At 55.3% G+C, this 15,760-nt stretch carries 28 protein-coding genes; all 28 read right to left on the bottom strand.

Going from position 1 to position 15,760, the window contains the following annotated elements:
* Positions 1 to 12: 12 nt before the first annotated feature.
* On the bottom strand, positions 13 to 633 hold the full coding sequence (rpsD, locus tag N4Q37_RS11465) for a 30S ribosomal protein S4 (RefSeq protein ID WP_003176404.1): 621 nt from the start codon (positions 631 to 633) through the stop codon (positions 13 to 15).
* Between the two features lie 18 nt (positions 634 to 651).
* Entirely contained in the window at positions 652 to 1,041 is a 390-nt protein-coding gene (gene rpsK, locus N4Q37_RS11460) for a 30S ribosomal protein S11 (protein WP_002555466.1), read from the bottom strand.
* A 30-nt stretch (positions 1,042 to 1,071) separates the two neighbouring features.
* Complete coding sequence (rpsM, locus tag N4Q37_RS11455; RefSeq protein WP_003194635.1) at positions 1,072 to 1,428, bottom strand: 30S ribosomal protein S13; 357 nt, start codon at positions 1,426 to 1,428, stop codon at positions 1,072 to 1,074.
* A gap of 130 nt (positions 1,429 to 1,558) precedes the next feature.
* Positions 1,559 to 1,675, bottom strand: coding sequence for a 50S ribosomal protein L36 (gene rpmJ / locus N4Q37_RS11450; protein WP_002555468.1), 117 nt, complete (start codon positions 1,673 to 1,675; stop codon positions 1,559 to 1,561).
* Between the two features lie 30 nt (positions 1,676 to 1,705).
* Entirely contained in the window at positions 1,706 to 3,034 is a 1,329-nt protein-coding gene (gene secY / locus N4Q37_RS11445; protein WP_260958025.1) for a preprotein translocase subunit SecY, read from the bottom strand.
* Positions 3,035 to 3,472 (bottom strand): 50S ribosomal protein L15, encoded by a 438-nt coding sequence (rplO, locus tag N4Q37_RS11440; protein ID WP_003186032.1) that lies wholly within the window; start codon positions 3,470 to 3,472, stop codon positions 3,035 to 3,037. It lies immediately after the preceding gene.
* 3 nt (positions 3,473 to 3,475) lie between these two features.
* Positions 3,476 to 3,652: a 50S ribosomal protein L30 gene (gene rpmD / locus N4Q37_RS11435; protein WP_003176408.1), complete on the bottom strand. Its 177-nt coding sequence runs from the start codon at positions 3,650 to 3,652 to the stop codon at positions 3,476 to 3,478.
* 2 nt (positions 3,653 to 3,654) lie between these two features.
* A complete protein-coding gene (rpsE, locus tag N4Q37_RS11430; protein WP_003186035.1) occupies positions 3,655 to 4,155 on the bottom strand; it encodes a 30S ribosomal protein S5 in 501 nt (166 codons plus the stop codon).
* A 3-nt stretch (positions 4,156 to 4,158) separates the two neighbouring features.
* Entirely contained in the window at positions 4,159 to 4,509 is a 351-nt protein-coding gene (gene rplR, locus N4Q37_RS11425; RefSeq protein WP_003186037.1) for a 50S ribosomal protein L18, read from the bottom strand.
* Between the two features lie 10 nt (positions 4,510 to 4,519).
* Positions 4,520 to 5,053 (bottom strand): 50S ribosomal protein L6, encoded by a 534-nt coding sequence (gene rplF / locus N4Q37_RS11420; RefSeq protein WP_260958020.1) that lies wholly within the window; start codon positions 5,051 to 5,053, stop codon positions 4,520 to 4,522.
* A gap of 12 nt (positions 5,054 to 5,065) precedes the next feature.
* Positions 5,066 to 5,458, bottom strand: a complete 393-nt coding sequence (gene rpsH / locus N4Q37_RS11415) for a 30S ribosomal protein S8 (RefSeq protein ID WP_017848802.1) — start codon at positions 5,456 to 5,458, stop codon at positions 5,066 to 5,068.
* Positions 5,459 to 5,668: 210 nt separating this feature from the next.
* Positions 5,669 to 5,974, bottom strand: a complete 306-nt coding sequence (gene rpsN, locus N4Q37_RS11410) for a 30S ribosomal protein S14 (protein WP_072395485.1) — start codon at positions 5,972 to 5,974, stop codon at positions 5,669 to 5,671.
* Between the two features lie 13 nt (positions 5,975 to 5,987).
* A complete protein-coding gene (gene rplE, locus N4Q37_RS11405) occupies positions 5,988 to 6,527 on the bottom strand; it encodes a 50S ribosomal protein L5 (protein ID WP_003186044.1) in 540 nt (179 codons plus the stop codon).
* A gap of 20 nt (positions 6,528 to 6,547) precedes the next feature.
* Positions 6,548 to 6,862, bottom strand: coding sequence for a 50S ribosomal protein L24 (rplX, locus tag N4Q37_RS11400; RefSeq protein ID WP_003186046.1), 315 nt, complete (start codon positions 6,860 to 6,862; stop codon positions 6,548 to 6,550).
* 11 nt (positions 6,863 to 6,873) lie between these two features.
* Positions 6,874 to 7,242 (bottom strand): 50S ribosomal protein L14, encoded by a 369-nt coding sequence (rplN, locus tag N4Q37_RS11395; RefSeq protein ID WP_024778329.1) that lies wholly within the window; start codon positions 7,240 to 7,242, stop codon positions 6,874 to 6,876.
* A 23-nt stretch (positions 7,243 to 7,265) separates the two neighbouring features.
* Complete coding sequence (gene rpsQ, locus N4Q37_RS11390; RefSeq protein ID WP_003194644.1) at positions 7,266 to 7,532, bottom strand: 30S ribosomal protein S17; 267 nt, start codon at positions 7,530 to 7,532, stop codon at positions 7,266 to 7,268.
* Positions 7,533 to 7,534: 2 nt separating this feature from the next.
* Positions 7,535 to 7,726, bottom strand: a complete 192-nt coding sequence (gene rpmC, locus N4Q37_RS11385; RefSeq protein ID WP_002555481.1) for a 50S ribosomal protein L29 — start codon at positions 7,724 to 7,726, stop codon at positions 7,535 to 7,537.
* Complete coding sequence (rplP, locus tag N4Q37_RS11380) at positions 7,726 to 8,139, bottom strand: 50S ribosomal protein L16 (RefSeq protein WP_003186052.1); 414 nt, start codon at positions 8,137 to 8,139, stop codon at positions 7,726 to 7,728. Before rplP ends, rpmC begins: the two co-directional genes overlap by 1 nt.
* Positions 8,140 to 8,151: 12 nt before the next feature.
* Positions 8,152 to 8,838 (bottom strand): 30S ribosomal protein S3, encoded by a 687-nt coding sequence (gene rpsC / locus N4Q37_RS11375; protein ID WP_260958011.1) that lies wholly within the window; start codon positions 8,836 to 8,838, stop codon positions 8,152 to 8,154.
* 13 nt (positions 8,839 to 8,851) lie between these two features.
* The gene (gene rplV, locus N4Q37_RS11370) at positions 8,852 to 9,184 is read right to left on the bottom strand and encodes a 50S ribosomal protein L22 (RefSeq protein WP_003304070.1); all 333 of its coding nucleotides are present in this window, start codon (positions 9,182 to 9,184) and stop codon (positions 8,852 to 8,854) included.
* Between the two features lie 11 nt (positions 9,185 to 9,195).
* On the bottom strand, positions 9,196 to 9,471 hold the full coding sequence (gene rpsS, locus N4Q37_RS11365) for a 30S ribosomal protein S19 (protein WP_002555486.1): 276 nt from the start codon (positions 9,469 to 9,471) through the stop codon (positions 9,196 to 9,198).
* Between the two features lie 16 nt (positions 9,472 to 9,487).
* Positions 9,488 to 10,312, bottom strand: a complete 825-nt coding sequence (gene rplB / locus N4Q37_RS11360) for a 50S ribosomal protein L2 (protein WP_260958004.1) — start codon at positions 10,310 to 10,312, stop codon at positions 9,488 to 9,490.
* A gap of 14 nt (positions 10,313 to 10,326) precedes the next feature.
* Positions 10,327 to 10,626, bottom strand: coding sequence for a 50S ribosomal protein L23 (gene rplW / locus N4Q37_RS11355; protein WP_002555488.1), 300 nt, complete (start codon positions 10,624 to 10,626; stop codon positions 10,327 to 10,329).
* Positions 10,623 to 11,225: a 50S ribosomal protein L4 gene (gene rplD, locus N4Q37_RS11350; RefSeq protein ID WP_003186057.1), complete on the bottom strand. Its 603-nt coding sequence runs from the start codon at positions 11,223 to 11,225 to the stop codon at positions 10,623 to 10,625. The genes rplW and rplD overlap by 4 nt, the downstream gene beginning before the upstream one ends.
* Positions 11,226 to 11,237: 12 nt before the next feature.
* Complete coding sequence (gene rplC, locus N4Q37_RS11345) at positions 11,238 to 11,873, bottom strand: 50S ribosomal protein L3 (RefSeq protein ID WP_003186059.1); 636 nt, start codon at positions 11,871 to 11,873, stop codon at positions 11,238 to 11,240.
* Positions 11,874 to 11,953: 80 nt separating this feature from the next.
* Positions 11,954 to 12,265 (bottom strand): 30S ribosomal protein S10, encoded by a 312-nt coding sequence (gene rpsJ, locus N4Q37_RS11340; RefSeq protein ID WP_003186070.1) that lies wholly within the window; start codon positions 12,263 to 12,265, stop codon positions 11,954 to 11,956.
* A 155-nt stretch (positions 12,266 to 12,420) separates the two neighbouring features.
* Entirely contained in the window at positions 12,421 to 13,614 is a 1,194-nt protein-coding gene (gene tuf, locus N4Q37_RS11335) for an elongation factor Tu (RefSeq protein ID WP_260957999.1), read from the bottom strand.
* A 31-nt stretch (positions 13,615 to 13,645) separates the two neighbouring features.
* The gene (gene fusA, locus N4Q37_RS11330) at positions 13,646 to 15,748 is read right to left on the bottom strand and encodes an elongation factor G (RefSeq protein WP_260957997.1); all 2,103 of its coding nucleotides are present in this window, start codon (positions 15,746 to 15,748) and stop codon (positions 13,646 to 13,648) included.
* Positions 15,749 to 15,760: the final 12 nt, after the last annotated feature.

The following is a 15,760-nucleotide window of genomic DNA, read 5'->3' as shown; positions in this document are numbered from 1 at the left end:
ATTTTCTAGCCCTTACTTGGAGTAGAGCTCGACAATCAGGCTTTCGTTGATGTCGGCGGACAGATCACTGCGAGCTGGAACGTTCTTGAAAACGCCCGACTTCTTCTCAGTGTCTACTTCTACCCATTCTACGCGGCCACGTTGGGCACACAGATCGAGAGCTTGGACAATGCGAAGTTGGTTTTTAGCTTTCTCGCGAACAGCAACCACGTCACCAGCACGAACCTGGTAGGACGGAACGTTTACGGTCTGACCGTTAACGCTGATCGACTTGTGCGATACCAGCTGACGGGATTCGGCACGAGTAGAACCGAAGCCCATACGGTATACAACGTTGTCCAGACGGCATTCGAGCAGTTGCAACAGGTTTTCGCCAGTTGCACCTTTCTTGCCAGCAGCTTCCTTGTAGTAGCCGCTGAACTGACGCTCAAGAACGCCGTAGATACGACGGACCTTCTGCTTTTCACGCAGTTGGGTGCCGTAGTCGGACTGGCGGCCGCGGCGCTGGCCGTGGATACCAGGTGCTGCTTCGATGTTGCACTTCGATTCGATCGCGCGCACGCCGCTCTTCAGGAAGAGATCGGTGCCTTCGCGACGAGCGAGTTTGCATTTTGGACCAATGTAACGAGCCATTCTTTACAATCTCCTGGATTACACGCGGCGCTTCTTCGGCGGACGGCACCCGTTGTGCGGGATTGGCGTCACGTCGGTGATGCTGGCGATCTTGTAGCCACAGCCGTTCAAAGCGCGGACTGCGGATTCACGACCTGGACCTGGGCCCTTGACGTTTACGTCGAGGTTTTTCAGGCCGTATTCCAGCGCAGCTTGACCAGCACGCTCAGCAGCTACTTGAGCAGCGAACGGGGTGGACTTGCGGGAACCGCGGAAACCCGAACCACCGGAGGTAGCCCAGGAAAGAGCGTTACCTTGACGGTCGGTAATGGTCACGATGGTGTTGTTAAAAGAAGCATGGATGTGGGCGATGCCATCAACCACTGTCTTTTTAACTTTTTTACGAGGACGAGCAGCAGGTTTTGCCATGATTAAATTCCTGTCGATTCGCTGGGGCGATTACTTGCGGATCGGCTTACGCGGACCTTTACGGGTACGCGCGTTGGTCTTGGTACGCTGACCGCGTACTGGCAGACCACGACGATGACGCAGACCGCGATAGCAACCGAGGTCCATCAAGCGCTTGATTTTCATGTTGATTTCGCGACGCAGGTCACCTTCAGTGGTGAACTTCGCCACTTCGCCACGCAGCTGTTCAATCTGCTCGTCGCTCAGATCTTTGATCTTTGCAGCTGGGTTGACCCCAGCCACTGCACAAATTTTCTGTGCAGTAGTGCGACCAACACCATAGATGTAGGTCAGCGAGATAACAGTATGCTTGTTATCTGGAATGTTGACGCCTGCAATACGGGCCATTCAGTGGGACTCCAATTGACAGCTACCTACGCCCCGGAAGCCAAGAAATAGGGCGCGAGATAATATCGCTGTAATAACAAATAATCAACCCGGCAGCGCACTAGCTGCCGGGCTTAAAGCACAATCACACTCAGCCTTGGCGCTGTTTGTGACGCGGTTCCGCGCTGCAAATTACCCGAACAACACCTTCGCGGCGAATAATCTTGCAGTTACGGCACAGCTTTTTCACCGATGCACGAACTTTCATCACCAACTCCTCGAACCTTATGGACGCTACTCAGCGCAACATGCCGCTGCCGTAGCCCTTCAGGTTGGCTTTCTTCATCAGGGATTCGTACTGGTGCGAAACGAGGTGCGATTGTACTTGGGACATAAAGTCCATCACAACCACGACCACGATCAGCAACGAGGTCCCGCCAAGGTAGAACGGTACGTTTGCCGCCACCACCAGGAACTGGGGCAACAGACAGACGGCCGTCATGTAAAGAGCACCGAACATGGTCAAACGAGTCAGAACGCCATCAATGTAGCGCGCAGACTGCTCACCTGGACGGATGCCCGGAATAAAGGCACCGGACTTCTTCAGGTTTTCCGCTACGTCTTTCGGATTGAACATCAACGCCGTATAGAAGAAGCAGAAGAAAATAATCCCTGCACTAAACAGCAGAATATTCAATGGCTGACCAGGAGCGATCGACTGCGAGATGTCCTGCAACCAGCCCATACCTTCAGACTGGCCGAACCAGGCACCCAACGAAGCCGGGAACAGCAGGATGCTGCTCGCGAAAATAGCCGGGATAACACCGGCCATGTTCACCTTCAACGGCAAGTGGCTGGTCTGCGCAGCAAATACCTTGCGGCCTTGCTGACGCTTGGCGTAGTGAACAGCGATACGCCGCTGACCACGCTCAATGAACACCACGAAACCGATAATCGCTACTGCCAGCAGACCGATGGCAACCAGGGCGAAAATGTTGATATCACCCTGACGCGCAGACTCGAAAGACTGCCCGATCGCTCTCGGAAGACCGGCGACGATACCTGCGAAGATCAACATCGAGATACCGTTGCCAACACCACGCTCAGTAATCTGCTCACCCAGCCACATCATGAACATTGCGCCAGCCACGAACGTGGTTACCGCAACGAAATAAAAGCTGAAGTCAGCAGTGAACGAAACGCCCTGCCCCGCCAGGCCAATGGACATGCCAATGGCTTGAACGAGGGCGAGGACGACAGTGCCGTAGCGGGTGTACTGGCTGATCTTGCGACGGCCAGCTTCACCTTCCTTCTTCAACTGCTCCAGCTGCGGACTGACAGCGGACATCAGTTGCATGATGATCGATGCCGAGATGTACGGCATGATCCCCAATGCAAAGATGCTCATCCGCTCCAGCGCGCCGCCGGAAAACATGTTGAACAAGCTAAGAATGGTCCCCTCATTCTGTCGAAACAGGTCCGCGAGTCGGTCCGGGTTGATACCTGGAACCGGGATGTGTGCGCCTATTCGGTAGACGATAATCGCCAGGAACAGAAAACGCAGACGAGCCCAGAGTTCAGACATACCGCCTTTGCCGAGCGCAGAGAGAGCACCTTGCTTAGCCATTTATTCCTCGAACTTGCCGCCAGCTGCTTCGATAGCCGCACGCGCACCTTTGGTGGCGCCGATTCCCTTTCCGATGGTGACAGCACGAGCAACTTCGCCCGACAGCATGATTTTCACACGCTGTACGTTCTGGTTGATCACGTTGGCGTCCTTCAGGGACTGCACGGTGACGATGTCGCCGTCCACTTTAGCCAGTTCGGACAGACGCACTTCAGCGCGATCCATGGCTTTCAGGGAAACGAAACCGAACTTCGGCAGGCGACGATGCAGCGGTTGTTGACCGCCTTCAAAGCCTGGAGCGATGGTGCCACCGGAGCGGGAGGTCTGACCTTTGTGGCCACGGCCACCGGTCTTGCCCAAACCACTACCGATACCACGGCCCGGACGATGCTTTTCGCGACGGGAACCCGGCGCTGGACTCAGATCATTGAGTTTCATCGATTAACCCTCGACACGCAGCATGTAGTAAGCCTTGTTGATCATCCCGCGATTCTCGGGAGTATCCTGGACTTCTACAGTGTGACCGATGCGACGCAGACCCAGACCCTTGACGCACAGTTTGTGGTTAGGGATACGGCCGGTCATGCTTTTGATCAGCGTAACTTTTACGGTAGCCATGATCAGAAGATCTCCTTGACGCTTTTGCCACGCTTGGCGGCAATGGACTCAGGAGACTGCATAGCCTTCAGACCCTTGAAAGTGGCGTGAACCACGTTTACTGGGTTAGTCGAGCCGTAGCACTTGGCCAGAACGTTCTGAACGCCAGCAACTTCGAGGACAGCACGCATAGCGCCGCCAGCGATGATACCCGTACCTTCAGAAGCAGGCTGCATGTACACCTTCGAAGCGCCATGGGCAGACTTCATTGCGTACTGCAGAGTGGTGCCGTTCAGATCAACCTGGATCATGTTGCGGCGAGCAGCTTCCATTGCCTTCTGGATCGCAGCAGGCACTTCACGCGACTTGCCACGGCCGAAGCCAACACGGCCCTTACCATCACCTACCACGGTCAACGCGGTGAAAGTGAAGATACGGCCACCTTTTACGGTTTTGGCTACGCGGTTAACTTGAACCAGCTTCTCGATGTAGCCTTCGTCGCGCTTTTGGTCGTTATTTGACATAACTTAGAACTCCAGCCCAGCTTCACGAGCAGCATCAGCCAGCGCCTTGACGCGGCCGTGGTACTTGAAGCCAGAGCGGTCGAAAGCCACCTGCGAGACGCCAGCGGCTTTAGCACGCGTAGCGACCAGCTGGCCAACCTTAGTGGCCGCGTCGATGTTGCCAGTGGCGCCATCACGCAGTTCTTTATCCAAAGTCGAGGCACTTGCCAGGACCTTGTTGCCGTCGGCCGAAATGACCTGGGCGTAGATGTGCTGCGAAGAGCGGAACACGCAGAGACGCACGACTTCGAGTTCGTGCATTTTCAGGCGTGCTTTGCGAGCGCGACGCAGTCGAGTAACTTTTTTGTCGGTCATTTGCTATGCCCTACTTCTTCTTGGCTTCTTTACGACGGACGACTTCGTCCGCGTAGCGCACACCTTTGCCTTTGTACGGCTCTGGTGGACGGAAGTCGCGGATCTCGGCGGCCACTTGACCTACCAGCTGCTTGTCGATGCCCTTGATCAGGATATCGGTCTGGCTAGGAGTCTCAGCGGTGATGCCTTCCGGCAGTTCGTAATCCACTGGGTGCGAGAAGCCAAGAGCCAGGTTCAGAACCGAGCCTTTTGCTTGCGCTTTGTAACCAACACCGACCAGCTGGAGCTTGCGCTCGAAGCCTTGGCTCACGCCTTGGACCATGTTGTTTACCAACGCACGAGTGGTACCAGCCATTGCGCGAGTCTGCTGATCACCATTGCGAGCAGCGAAACGCAGCTCACCGGCTTCTTCAACGACCTCAACGGACGAATGGACGTTCAGTTCAAGAGTACCCTTGGCACCCTTCACCGAAAGCTGTTGGCCTGCGAATTTGACTTCGACACCGGCTGGCAGCTTAACGGGGTTCTTAGCGACGCGAGACATGCTTATCCCCCCTTAGAACACAGTGCAAAGAACTTCGCCGCCGACACCGGCAGCGCGCGCAGCACGATCAGTCATCACACCCTTGTTGGTGGAGACGATAGACACGCCCAGGCCGCCGCGAACTTTCGGCAGATCCTCGACGGACTTGTACTGACGCAGGCCTGGACGGCTAACGCGCTTCACTTCCTCGATGACCGGACGGCCTTCGAAGTATTTCAGCTCGATGGACAGCAGAGGCTTGATTTCGCTGCTGATCTGATAACCCGCAATGTAACCTTCGTCCTTCAGGACTTTGGCAACAGCTACCTTCAAAGTAGAAGATGGCATGCTTACGACGGACTTTTCAGCCATCTGGGCATTACGGATACGAGTTAGCATGTCCGCTAACGGGTCCTGCATACTCATGGGCTAGACGCTCCTAATACACAAAAAATTAGCCTTTCGGCTAGTACGTGTCGCCGAGCGCATCCGTGCAATAAAAACACGGGCTCAGGCGAGCCGGGTATTCTAGAGATACCCCAGAAATGAATCAAGCCCCAAAAGGGGCTTGATTCAGATTCAAGGCTACCGGCGGTCAGGATCCAGAGAGCCTGAACGCCTGTGCTTTGAAGATGCTTACCAGCTGGCTTTAACCAGACCTGGAACGTCACCACGCATAGCAGCTTGACGCAGCATGTTACGGCCCAGGCCGAACTTGCGGTACACGCCATGCGGACGACCAGTCAGGCGGCAGCGGTTACGCATGCGCGAAGCGCTTGCGTCACGTGGCTGCTTCTGCAGTGCTACGGTAGCTTCCCAACGTGCTTCTGGACTTGCGTTCAGGTCGACGATGATTGCTTTCAGCGCTGCACGCTTGGCGGCGTACTTGGCAACGGTGAGCTGACGCTTCAGCTCACGGTTCTTCATGCTCTTCTTGGCCATTTTCCTACTCCAATCAGTTGCGGAACGGGAATTTGAAAGCGCGCAGCAGTGCGCGACCTTCGTCATCCGTCCGAGCAGTAGTGGTCAGGGTAATGTCCAGACCGCGGAGAGCGTCGATCTTGTCGTAATCGATTTCCGGGAAAATGATCTGCTCTTTAACGCCCATGCTGTAGTTGCCACGACCGTCGAAGGACTTGGCATTCAGGCCGCGGAAGTCGCGAACCCGAGGCAGGGAGATCGACAGCAGACGATCCAGGAACTCGTACATACGCTCACGGCGCAGGGTCACTTTGACGCCGATCGGCCAACCTTCACGGACTTTGAAGCCAGCGATGGATTTCCGAGCGTAAGTCACAACGACTTTCTGACCGGTGATCTTTTCCAGGTCAGCAACAGCGTGCTCGATGACTTTCTTGTCGCCGATCGCTTCGCCCAGACCCATGTTCAGGGTGATTTTGGTAACGCGCGGAACTTCCATCACGTTCGAAAGCTTAAGTTCTTCCTTAAGTTTCGGGGCGATTTCCTTCCGGTAAATCTCTTTTAGTCGTGCCATGGTCTTCTACCTAGCAGTGTTCAAGCATCAACCGCTTTTTGGGTCGACTTGAAGACACGAATTTTCTTACCGTCTTCTACTTTGAAACCAACGCGGTCAGCCTTGTTGGTTTCGCCGTTGAAAATGGCGACGTTGGAAGCGTGCAGTGGCGCTTCTTTCTCGACGATACCGCCCTGTACGCCCGACATCGGGTTAGGCTTGGTATGACGCTTGACCAGGTTCAGACCACCAACAACCAGACGGTTGTCAGCAAGAACCTTCAGCACCTTACCGCGCTTACCTTTGTCTTTGCCGGCGATCACGATGATCTCGTCGTCACGACGAATCTTTTGCATGTCGGATCTCCTTACAGCACTTCTGGGGCGAGCGAGACGATCTTCATGAACTTCTCAGTACGAAGTTCACGGGTCACTGGCCCAAAGATACGGGTGCCGATTGGCTCTTGCTTGTTGTTCAACAGAACAGCAGCGTTGCCATCAAAGCGGATGATGGAGCCGTCAGCACGACGGACACCATGGCGAGTGCGGACTACGACAGCAGTCATCACTTGGCCTTTTTTCACCTTGCCGCGAGGAATTGCTTCCTTGACGGTAACTTTGATGATGTCGCCAATTGCAGCGTAACGACGATGGGAGCCACCCAGCACCTTGATGCACATAACGCGGCGAGCGCCGCTGTTATCGGCCACATCGAGCATGGATTGAGTCTGAATCATATAATTTCTCCGACCCCTAGCCCTTAGACTTCCACAGCGCGTTCGAGAACATCAACCAGCGCCCAAGACTTGGTCTTGGCCATCGGACGAGTTTCACGAATAGTGACCTTGTCGCCGATGTGGCACTGATTGGTTTCGTCGTGCGCGTGCAGCTTAGTCGAACGCTTAACGTATTTACCGTAGATCGGGTGCTTAACGCGACGCTCAATCAGAACGGTGATGGTTTTGTCCATCTTGTCGCTGACAACACGGCCAGTCAGCGTACGGACAGTTTTTTCGGCTTCAGCCATGATCACTTACCTGCCTGCTGGTTGAGCACAGTTTTCACGCGAGCGATGTCACGCTTAACTTGCGAGAGCAGATGGGACTGCCCCAACTGGCCAGTTGCTTTCTGCATACGCAGATTGAACTGGTCGCGCAGCAGGCCGAGCAGTTGCTCGTTCAGCTGCTGTGCTGATTTTTCACGAAGTTCATTCGCTTTCATCACATCACCGTCCGCTTAACAAAGGAGGTGGCGAGCGGCAGCTTTGCAGCAGCCAGGGCGAAAGCCTCACGCGCCAGCTCTTCAGAAACACCCTCGATCTCATACAGGACTTTACCTGGCTGGATCTGGGCAACCCAGTACTCCACGTTACCCTTACCTTTACCCATCCGAACTTCGAGTGGCTTCTTGGTGACAGGCTTGTCCGGGAATACACGGATCCAGATCTTGCCGCCACGTTTTACGTGACGGGTCAGGGCACGACGCGCTGACTCGATCTGACGAGCGGTGAGACGACCACGAGCAACAGACTTCAGCGCGAACTCGCCGAAGCTGACTTTGCTACCGCGCAGTGCCAGGCCACGGTTGTGACCGGTCATCTGCTTGCGGAACTTCGTACGCTTTGGTTGCAACATTTGGCGTACCCCTTACTTAGCAGCTTTTTTACGAGGCGCTGGCGCTTGCGGCTTCAGCTCTTCTTGGCGACCACCAATTACTTCGCCTTTGAAGATCCAAACCTTCACACCGATCACACCGTAGGTGGTGTGAGCTTCGTAGTTGGCATAGTCGATGTCGGCACGCAGGGTGTGCAGTGGCACACGACCTTCGCGATACCATTCAGTACGTGCGATTTCAGCACCGCCGAGACGACCGCTCACTTGGATTTTGATGCCTTTGGCACCAATGCGCATGGCGTTCTGTACGGCGCGCTTCATGGCGCGACGGAACATGACGCGACGCTCCAGCTGCTGAGCTACGCTCTGCGCAACCAGCATACCGTCGAGTTCCGGCTTGCGGATCTCTTCGATATTGATGTGCACAGGCACACCCATTTGCTTGGTCAGGTCCTGACGCAGCTTCTCAACATCTTCACCTTTCTTCCCGATAACGATACCTGGACGAGCGGTGTGAATGGTGATGCGTGCAGTCTGAGCCGGACGATGAATATCGATACGGCTTACGGACGCGCTTTTTAGTTTGTCTTGGAGATACTCACGCACTTTCAGATCAGCGAACAAGTAGTCCGCATAAGTCCGACCGTCTGCGTACCAGACGGAGTTGTGCTCCTTGACGATTCCCAGGCGAATGCCAATGGGATGTACTTTCTGACCCATCTCTTCGACTCCGTTACTTGTCAGCAACCTTGACAGTGATATGGCAAGACCGCTTGACGATGCGATCAGCACGGCCTTTGGCACGTGGCATGATGCGCTTCAGCGAACGCCCTTCGTTGACGAAAACGGTGCTGACCTTCAGGTCATCAACGTCTGCGCCTTCGTTATGCTCGGCGTTGGCTACGGCCGACTCCAGCACTTTTTTCATGATCTCGGCGGCTTTCTTACTGCTGAAAGCCAACAGGTTGAGCGCGTCGCCCACCTTCTTCCCGCGGATCTGGTCGGCGACCAAGCGGGCTTTCTGGGCGGAGATTCGAGCGCCCGACAACTTAGCGGCTACTTCCATTTCCTTACCCCTTAACGCTTGGCTTTCTTGTCAGCCACGTGCCCACGGTATGTGCGGGTACCGGCGAACTCGCCCAGTTTGTGGCCGACCATGTCTTCGTTCACGAGAACTGGGACGTGCTGGCGACCGTTGTGTACTGCGATGGTCAGACCGACCATTTGTGGCAGGATCATCGAGCGACGCGACCAGGTCTTAACTGGTTTGCGATCGTTCTTTTCCGCCGCCACTTCGATCTTCTTCAGTAGGTGAAGATCAATAAAAGGACCTTTTTTCAGAGAACGTGGCACTGTCGTATCCCTCTATTTACTTGCGACGACGGACGATCATATTGTCGGTACGCTTATTACCACGAGTCTTCGCGCCCTTAGTCGGGAAGCCCCATGGCGATACCGGATGACGACCACCAGAGGTACGACCTTCACCACCACCATGTGGGTGGTCAACCGGGTTCATGGCAACACCACGAACGGTTGGGCGAACGCCACGCCAGCGCTTGGCACCAGCTTTACCCAACGAACGCAGGCTGTGCTCGGAGTTCGAGACTTCGCCCAGGGTCGCACGGCACTCAGCCAGTACTTTACGCATCTCACCGGAACGCAGACGCAGGGTTACATAGACACCTTCACGAGCGATCAGCTGAGCCGAAGCACCAGCGGAACGAGCGATCTGTGCGCCTTTACCTGGCTTCAATTCGATGCCGTGTACGGTGCTACCAACTGGAATGTTACGCAGTTGCAGAGCGTTGCCCGGCTTGATCGGCGCCAAGGCACCTGCGATCAGCTGGTCGCCAGCACTCACGCCTTTAGGGGCGATGATGTAGCGACGCTCGCCATCTGCGTACAGCAGCAGAGCGATGTGAGCAGTACGGTTTGGATCGTATTCGATACGCTCGACGGTGGCAGCGATGCCATCCTTGTCGTTGCGACGGAAGTCGACCAGACGATAATGCTGCTTATGACCACCACCCACGTGACGTGTAGTGATGCGGCCATTGTTGTTACGACCACCAGACTTCGATTTTTTCTCGAGCAGCGGTGCGTGAGGAGCGCCTTTATGCAGCTCCTGGTTGACCACCTTGACCACAAAACGGCGGCCAGGGGAAGTCGGTTTGCATTTAACGATTGCCATGATGCACCCCTTCCTTACTCAGCACTGCTGCTGAAATCGAGATCTTGGCCTGGCTGAAGGGAGATAACTGCCTTCTTCCAGTCATTACGCTTGCCCAGACCGCGAGCAGTGCGCTTGCTCTTACCCAGAACATTCAGGGTAGTCACGCGCTCTACTTTCACGCTGAACAGGCTTTCGACGGCCTTCTTGATTTCCAGCTTGGTTGCATCGGTAGCAACCTTGAAAACGAACTGGCCTTTCTTGTCTGCCAGAACCGTAGCCTTCTCGGAAACGTGCGGGCCAAGCAGAACTTTAAATACGCGTTCCTGGTTCATCCCAGCAGCTCCTCGAATTTCTTCACGGCCGACACGGTGATCAACACCTTGTCGTATGCGATCAGACTGACCGGATCGGAACCTTGCACGTCACGAACGTCGACGTGAGGCAGGTTGCGAGCAGCCAGGTACAGGTTCTGATCAACAGCATCAGACACGATCAGGACGTCAGTCAGACCCATGCCATTGAGCTTGTTCAGCAGATCTTTGGTTTTCGGTGCTTCAACAGCGAAGTCCTGAACCACGACCAGACGATCAGTACGCACCAGCTCAGCAAGAATGGAACGCATCGCTGCGCGATACATCTTCTTGTTCAGCTTCTGGGAGTGATCCTGAGGACGAGCTGCGAAGGTGGTACCGCCGCCGCGCCAGATTGGGCTACGGATAGTACCAGCACGAGCACGGCCAGTACCTTTCTGACGCCATGGGCGCTTGCCGCCACCGGAAACGTCGGAACGGGTCTTTTGCTGCTTGCTACCTTGACGGCCGCCAGCCATGTAGGCCACGACTGCTTGGTGAACCAGCGTCTCGTTGAATTCGCCGCCAAATGTCAGTTCGGAAACTTCGATCGCTTGAGCGTCATTTACATTTAATTGCATGTCAGCTTCCCCTTAACCGCGAGCCTTGGCTGCTGGACGTACAACCAGATTGCCGCCAGTAGCGCCAGGAACAGCGCCCTTGACCAACAACAGATTGCGTTCAGCGTCCACGCGCACTACTTCGAGGGACTGCACGGTCACGCGCTCGGCGCCCATATGACCGGACATTTTCTTGCCCTTGAATACACGACCAGGAGTCTGGCACTGGCCGATAGAGCCTGGAACGCGGTGGGATACGGAGTTACCGTGGGTGTTATCTTGCCCGCGGAAGTTCCAACGCTTGATCGTACCCTGGAAGCCTTTACCCTTGGACTGACCGGTTACATCAACCAGTTGACCAGCGGCGAAGATTTCAGCGTTGATCAGATCGCCGGCCTGGTATTCGCCTTCTTCAAGGCGGAATTCCATCACGGTACGACCAGCAGCTACGTTCGCCTTGGCGAAGTGGCCTGCCTGAGCAGCTGTTACACGCGAAGCGCGACGCTCGCCGACAGTGACTTGCACTGCACGATAGCCATCGGTTTCTTCAGTTTTGAACTGGGTGACGCGATTCGGCTCGATCTCAATGACCGTGACCGGAATGGAGACACCTTCTTCGGTGAAAATACGGGTCATACCGCATTTACGACCGACTACACCAATAGTCATGTTGTAAACCTCATGAGTGTACGGGGCTTTCACCCGCTATGGCCGCCCATTTCAGAGCGTTACACGACTAAGACCAAGTCTTAGCCGAGGCTGATCTGCACTTCCACGCCGGCCGCAAGATCGAGCTTCATAAGTGCATCAACGGTTTTATCCGTTGGCTGGACGATGTCCAGAACGCGCTTATGAGTACGGATCTCGTACTGGTCACGCGCGTCTTTGTTGACGTGCGGGGAGACCAGAACGGTGAACCGCTCTTTACGGGTAGGCAATGGAATTGGACCACGCACTTGAGCACCAGTACGTTTCGCGGTTTCCACGATTTCCTGGGTGGATTGGTCGATCAGGCGATGGTCAAAAGCCTTCAACCTGATACGGATTTGCTGATTTTGCATTGGATTTCAGACTCCGGCTGCTATTCCCACCGGGCGCAATACGCCCGTTAAAAGGAGGCGCAATTCTATAGACGCCCCCGATAGGTGTCAACCCAATAAAAAAGCCCCCGCTAAGCGGGGGCTTTTTCAATCATCGAGCAGACTCTAAAAGAGACTTATTCGATAACCTTGGCTACGACGCCAGCGCCAACGGTACGACCACCTTCACGGATAGCGAAACGCAGACCGTCTTCCATCGCGATTGGCTTGATCAGAGTGACAGTCATCTGGATGTTGTCACCTGGCATTACCATTTCAACGCCTTCTGGCAGTTCGCAGTTACCAGTCACGTCAGTTGTACGGAAGTAGAACTGTGGACGGTAGCCTTTGAAGAACGGAGTATGACGACCACCTTCTTCCTTGCTCAGCACGTAGACTTCAGCGGTGAACTTGGTGTGAGCCTTGACGGTACCTGGCTTGACCAGAACCTGACCACGCTCAACGTCGTCACGCTTGGTGCCGCGCAGCAGCACGCCGCAGTTCTCGCCAGCACGACCTTCGTCCAGCAGCTTACGGAACATTTCAACGCCGGTGCAGGTAGTTTTCTGAGTGTCGCGCAGACCGACGATCTCAACTTCTTCCTGGATGCGGACGATGCCACGCTCAACACGACCAGTCACAACAGTACCGCGACCCGAGATCGAGAATACGTCTTCGATTGGCATCAGGAACGGCTTGTCGATAGCACGCTCTGGTTCTGGGATGTAGCTGTCCAGAGTCTCAACCAGCTTACGAACGGCAGTGGTGCCCATTTCGTTGTCGTCTTGGCCGTTCAGAGCCATCAGAGCCGAACCAACGATGATCGGGGTGTCGTCGCCTGGGAAGTCGTAGGTGCTCAGCAGATCGCGAACTTCCATCTCGACCAGTTCCAGCAGCTCAGCGTCGTCAACCATGTCAGCCTTGTTCAGGAAGACAACGATGTACGGAACGCCAACCTGACGGGACAGCAGGATGTGCTCACGAGTTTGTGGCATCGGACCATCGGCAGCCGAGCAAACCAGGATCGCGCCGTCCATCTGGGCAGCACCAGTGATCATGTTCTTTACGTAGTCGGCGTGACCTGGGCAGTCAACGTGCGCGTAGTGACGAACATTGGAGTCGTACTCTACGTGCGCAGTGTTGATGGTGATACCACGGGCCTTTTCTTCCGGAGCGCTGTCGATCTTGTCGAAGTCAACACGAGCCGAACCGAAGACTTCGGAGCAGACGCGAGTCAGAGCAGCGGTCAGAGTGGTTTTACCGTGGTCAACGTGACCGATGGTGCCGACGTTGACGTGCGGTTTGTTACGTTCAAATTTTTCTTTAGCCACGACAATTAACTCCTAGCCTAAAGGGGCTGAATCAGCCTTGTTTTTTAACGATAGCTTCGACGATGTTCGACGGAGCTTCGGAGTATTTGGAGAATTCCATAGAGTAGCTCGCGCGACCCTGGGACATGGAACGAACGTCGGTCGCATAACCGAACATCTCGCCCAACGGAACCTCGGCACGGATAACCTTACCGGAAACCGTATCTTCCATACCCTGGATCAGACCGCGACGACGGTTCAGGTCACCCATCACGTCGCCCATGTAGTCCTCAGGTGTTACGACTTCAACCTTCATGATCGGCTCAAGAACAACACCGCCACCTTTGGTAGCCAGTTGCTTGGTCGCCATGGAGGCCGCCACCTTGAACGCCATCTCGTTGGAGTCGACGTCGTGGTAAGAACCATCGAACACGGTAGCCTTCAGGCCGATCAGCGGATAGCCGGCGACAACGCCGTTCTTCATCTGCTCTTCGATACCCTTCTGGATAGCCGGGATGTATTCCTTCGGAACCACACCACCGACCACTTCGTTCAGGAATTGCAGACCTTCCTGACCTTCGTCAGCAGGAGCAAAACGGATCCAGCAGTGACCGAACTGACCACGACCACCGGACTGACGAACGAACTTGCCTTCGATCTCACAAGCCTTCGTGATCTTCTCACGATAGGAAACCTGTGGCTTACCGATGTTGGCTTCGACGTTGAACTCACGACGCATCCGGTCAACCAGGATGTCCAGGTGCAACTCGCCCATGCCGGAGATGATCGTCTGACCAGTCTCTTCGTCGGTCTTGACGCGGAAAGACGGGTCTTCCTGAGCGAGCTTGCCCAGGGCGATACCCATTTTTTCCTGGTCATCCTTGGTTTTTGGCTCAACGGCAACCGAAATAACCGGCTCCGGGAAGTCCATACGAACCAGGATGATTGGCTTGTCAGCGGAGCACAGAGTGTCACCAGTGGTGACGTCCTTCATGCCGATCAGGGCCGCGATGTCACCAGCGCGCACTTCCTTGATCTCTTCACGGGTGTTTGCGTGCATTTGCACCATACGACCCACGCGCTCTTTCTTGCCCTTGACCGAGTTGATCACGCCGTCGCCGGAGTTCAACACGCCCGAGTAAACGCGAGCAAATGTGAGCGTACCAACAAACGGGTCGGTAGCGATCTTGAACGCCAGAGCCGAGAACGGCTCGTTGTCGTCTGCATGACGCTCCATCTCGACAGTTTCGTCATCAGGGTCAGTACCCTTGATGGCTGGAATGTCGACCGGCGCAGGCAGGTAGTCGATAACGGCGTCGAGAACCAGGGGAACACCCTTGTTCTTGAACGAAGAACCGCATACGGCCAGAACGATTTCACCGGCGATAGTACGCTGACGCAGCGCTGCCTTGATCTCTTCGATCGTCAGCTCTTCGCCTTCCAGGTACTTGTTCATCAGCTCTTCGCTGGCTTCGGCAGCTGCCTCAACCATGTTGCCGCGCCACTCTTCAGCCAGCTCTTGCAGCTCAGCCGGGATCGGACCACGAACTGCCGCCATGCCCTTGTCGTTATCGTTCCAGCGGACAGCTTCCATGGTCATCAGATCGATCTGACCTTCGAAGTTGTCTTCGGAACCGATAGCCAACTGGATAGGCACCGGAGTGTGACCCAGGCGCTGCTTGATCTGGCCGATCACGCGCAGGAAGTTCGCACCAGCACGGTCCATCTTGTTCACGTAAACAAGACGTGGAACGCCGTATTTGTTGGCCTGACGCCATACGGTTTCGGACTGAGGCTCAACACCCGAAGTACCACAGAACACAACGACAGCGCCGTCGAGCACGCGCAGCGAGCGCTCTACTTCGATGGTGAAGTCAACGTGGCCAGGGGTGTCGATGATGTTGAAGCGATGCTTAGGGAACTGCTTGTTGGAGCCTTCCCAGAAAGCGGTAGTAGCAGCGGAAGTAATGGTAATACCCCGCTCCTGCTCTTGTACCATCCAGTCCATGGTCGCGGCGCCATCATGCACCTCGCCCATTTTGTGGTTTACGCCCGTGTAGAACAGGACGCGCTCGGTGGTGGTGGTTTTACCAGCATCCACGTGAGCAACGATACCGATGTTACGGTAGCGTTTAATATCGGTTGTACGAGCCATAAAGCCCTCGCA

Origin of the sequence: Pseudomonas citri, assembly GCF_025336485.1 — a bacterium.
In the GTDB taxonomy this organism is placed as follows: Bacteria; Pseudomonadota; Gammaproteobacteria; order Pseudomonadales; family Pseudomonadaceae; genus Aquipseudomonas; species Aquipseudomonas citri.
This window is presented reverse-complemented; position numbering and strand designations above follow the sequence as displayed.

Bases quoted from the DNA above. Each gene is read 5' to 3' on its own strand.
- fusA (WP_260957997.1), bottom strand. From the start codon at position 15,748: ATGGCTCGTACAACCGATATTAAACGCTACCGTAACATCGGTATCGTT.
- rpsD (WP_003176404.1), bottom strand. From the start codon at position 633: ATGGCTCGTTACATTGGTCCAAAATGCAAACTCGCTCGTCGCGAAGGC.
- rplR (WP_003186037.1), bottom strand. From the start codon at position 4,509: ATGACCGACAAAAAAGTTACTCGACTGCGTCGCGCTCGCAAAGCACGC.
- rpmC (WP_002555481.1), bottom strand. From the start codon at position 7,726: ATGAAAGCGAATGAACTTCGTGAAAAATCAGCACAGCAGCTGAACGAG.
- rpsH (WP_017848802.1), bottom strand. From the start codon at position 5,458: ATGAGTATGCAGGACCCGTTAGCGGACATGCTAACTCGTATCCGTAAT.
- rplP (WP_003186052.1), bottom strand. From the start codon at position 8,139: ATGTTGCAACCAAAGCGTACGAAGTTCCGCAAGCAGATGACCGGTCAC.
- rpmJ (WP_002555468.1), bottom strand. From the start codon at position 1,675: ATGAAAGTTCGTGCATCGGTGAAAAAGCTGTGCCGTAACTGCAAGATT.
- rpsK (WP_002555466.1), bottom strand. From the start codon at position 1,041: ATGGCAAAACCTGCTGCTCGTCCTCGTAAAAAAGTTAAAAAGACAGTG.
- rpmD (WP_003176408.1), bottom strand. From the start codon at position 3,652: ATGGCTACCGTAAAAGTTACGCTGATCAAAAGCATGACCGGCCGTATC.
- rpsQ (WP_003194644.1), bottom strand. From the start codon at position 7,532: ATGGCTGAAGCCGAAAAAACTGTCCGTACGCTGACTGGCCGTGTTGTC.
- rplN (WP_024778329.1), bottom strand. From the start codon at position 7,242: ATGATTCAGACTCAATCCATGCTCGATGTGGCCGATAACAGCGGCGCT.
- rplF (WP_260958020.1), bottom strand. From the start codon at position 5,053: ATGTCTCGCGTCGCTAAGAACCCCGTTAAGCTGCCAGCCGGTGTCGAA.
- rpsN (WP_072395485.1), bottom strand. From the start codon at position 5,974: ATGGCCAAGAAGAGCATGAAGAACCGTGAGCTGAAGCGTCAGCTCACC.
- secY (WP_260958025.1), bottom strand. From the start codon at position 3,034: ATGGCTAAGCAAGGTGCTCTCTCTGCGCTCGGCAAAGGCGGTATGTCT.
- rpsC (WP_260958011.1), bottom strand. From the start codon at position 8,838: ATGGGTCAGAAAGTACATCCCATTGGCATTCGCCTGGGAATCGTCAAG.
- rplD (WP_003186057.1), bottom strand. From the start codon at position 11,225: ATGCAATTAAATGTAAATGACGCTCAAGCGATCGAAGTTTCCGAACTG.
- rpsE (WP_003186035.1), bottom strand. From the start codon at position 4,155: ATGTCAAATAACGACCAAAAGCGCGACGAAGGCTACATCGAGAAGCTG.
- rplO (WP_003186032.1), bottom strand. From the start codon at position 3,472: ATGAAACTCAATGATCTGAGTCCAGCGCCGGGTTCCCGTCGCGAAAAG.
- rplE (WP_003186044.1), bottom strand. From the start codon at position 6,527: ATGGCACGACTAAAAGAGATTTACCGGAAGGAAATCGCCCCGAAACTT.
- rpsM (WP_003194635.1), bottom strand. From the start codon at position 1,428: ATGGCCCGTATTGCAGGCGTCAACATTCCAGATAACAAGCATACTGTT.
- rpsJ (WP_003186070.1), bottom strand. From the start codon at position 12,265: ATGCAAAATCAGCAAATCCGTATCAGGTTGAAGGCTTTTGACCATCGC.
- rplB (WP_260958004.1), bottom strand. From the start codon at position 10,312: ATGGCAATCGTTAAATGCAAACCGACTTCCCCTGGCCGCCGTTTTGTG.
- rplW (WP_002555488.1), bottom strand. From the start codon at position 10,626: ATGAACCAGGAACGCGTATTTAAAGTTCTGCTTGGCCCGCACGTTTCC.
- rplC (WP_003186059.1), bottom strand. From the start codon at position 11,873: ATGACTATTGGTGTAGTCGGTCGTAAATGCGGTATGACCCGTATTTTC.
- rplV (WP_003304070.1), bottom strand. From the start codon at position 9,184: ATGGAAGTAGCCGCTAAGTTGTCGGGCGCTCGAATCTCCGCCCAGAAA.
- rplX (WP_003186046.1), bottom strand. From the start codon at position 6,862: ATGCAAAAGATTCGTCGTGACGACGAGATCATCGTGATCGCCGGCAAA.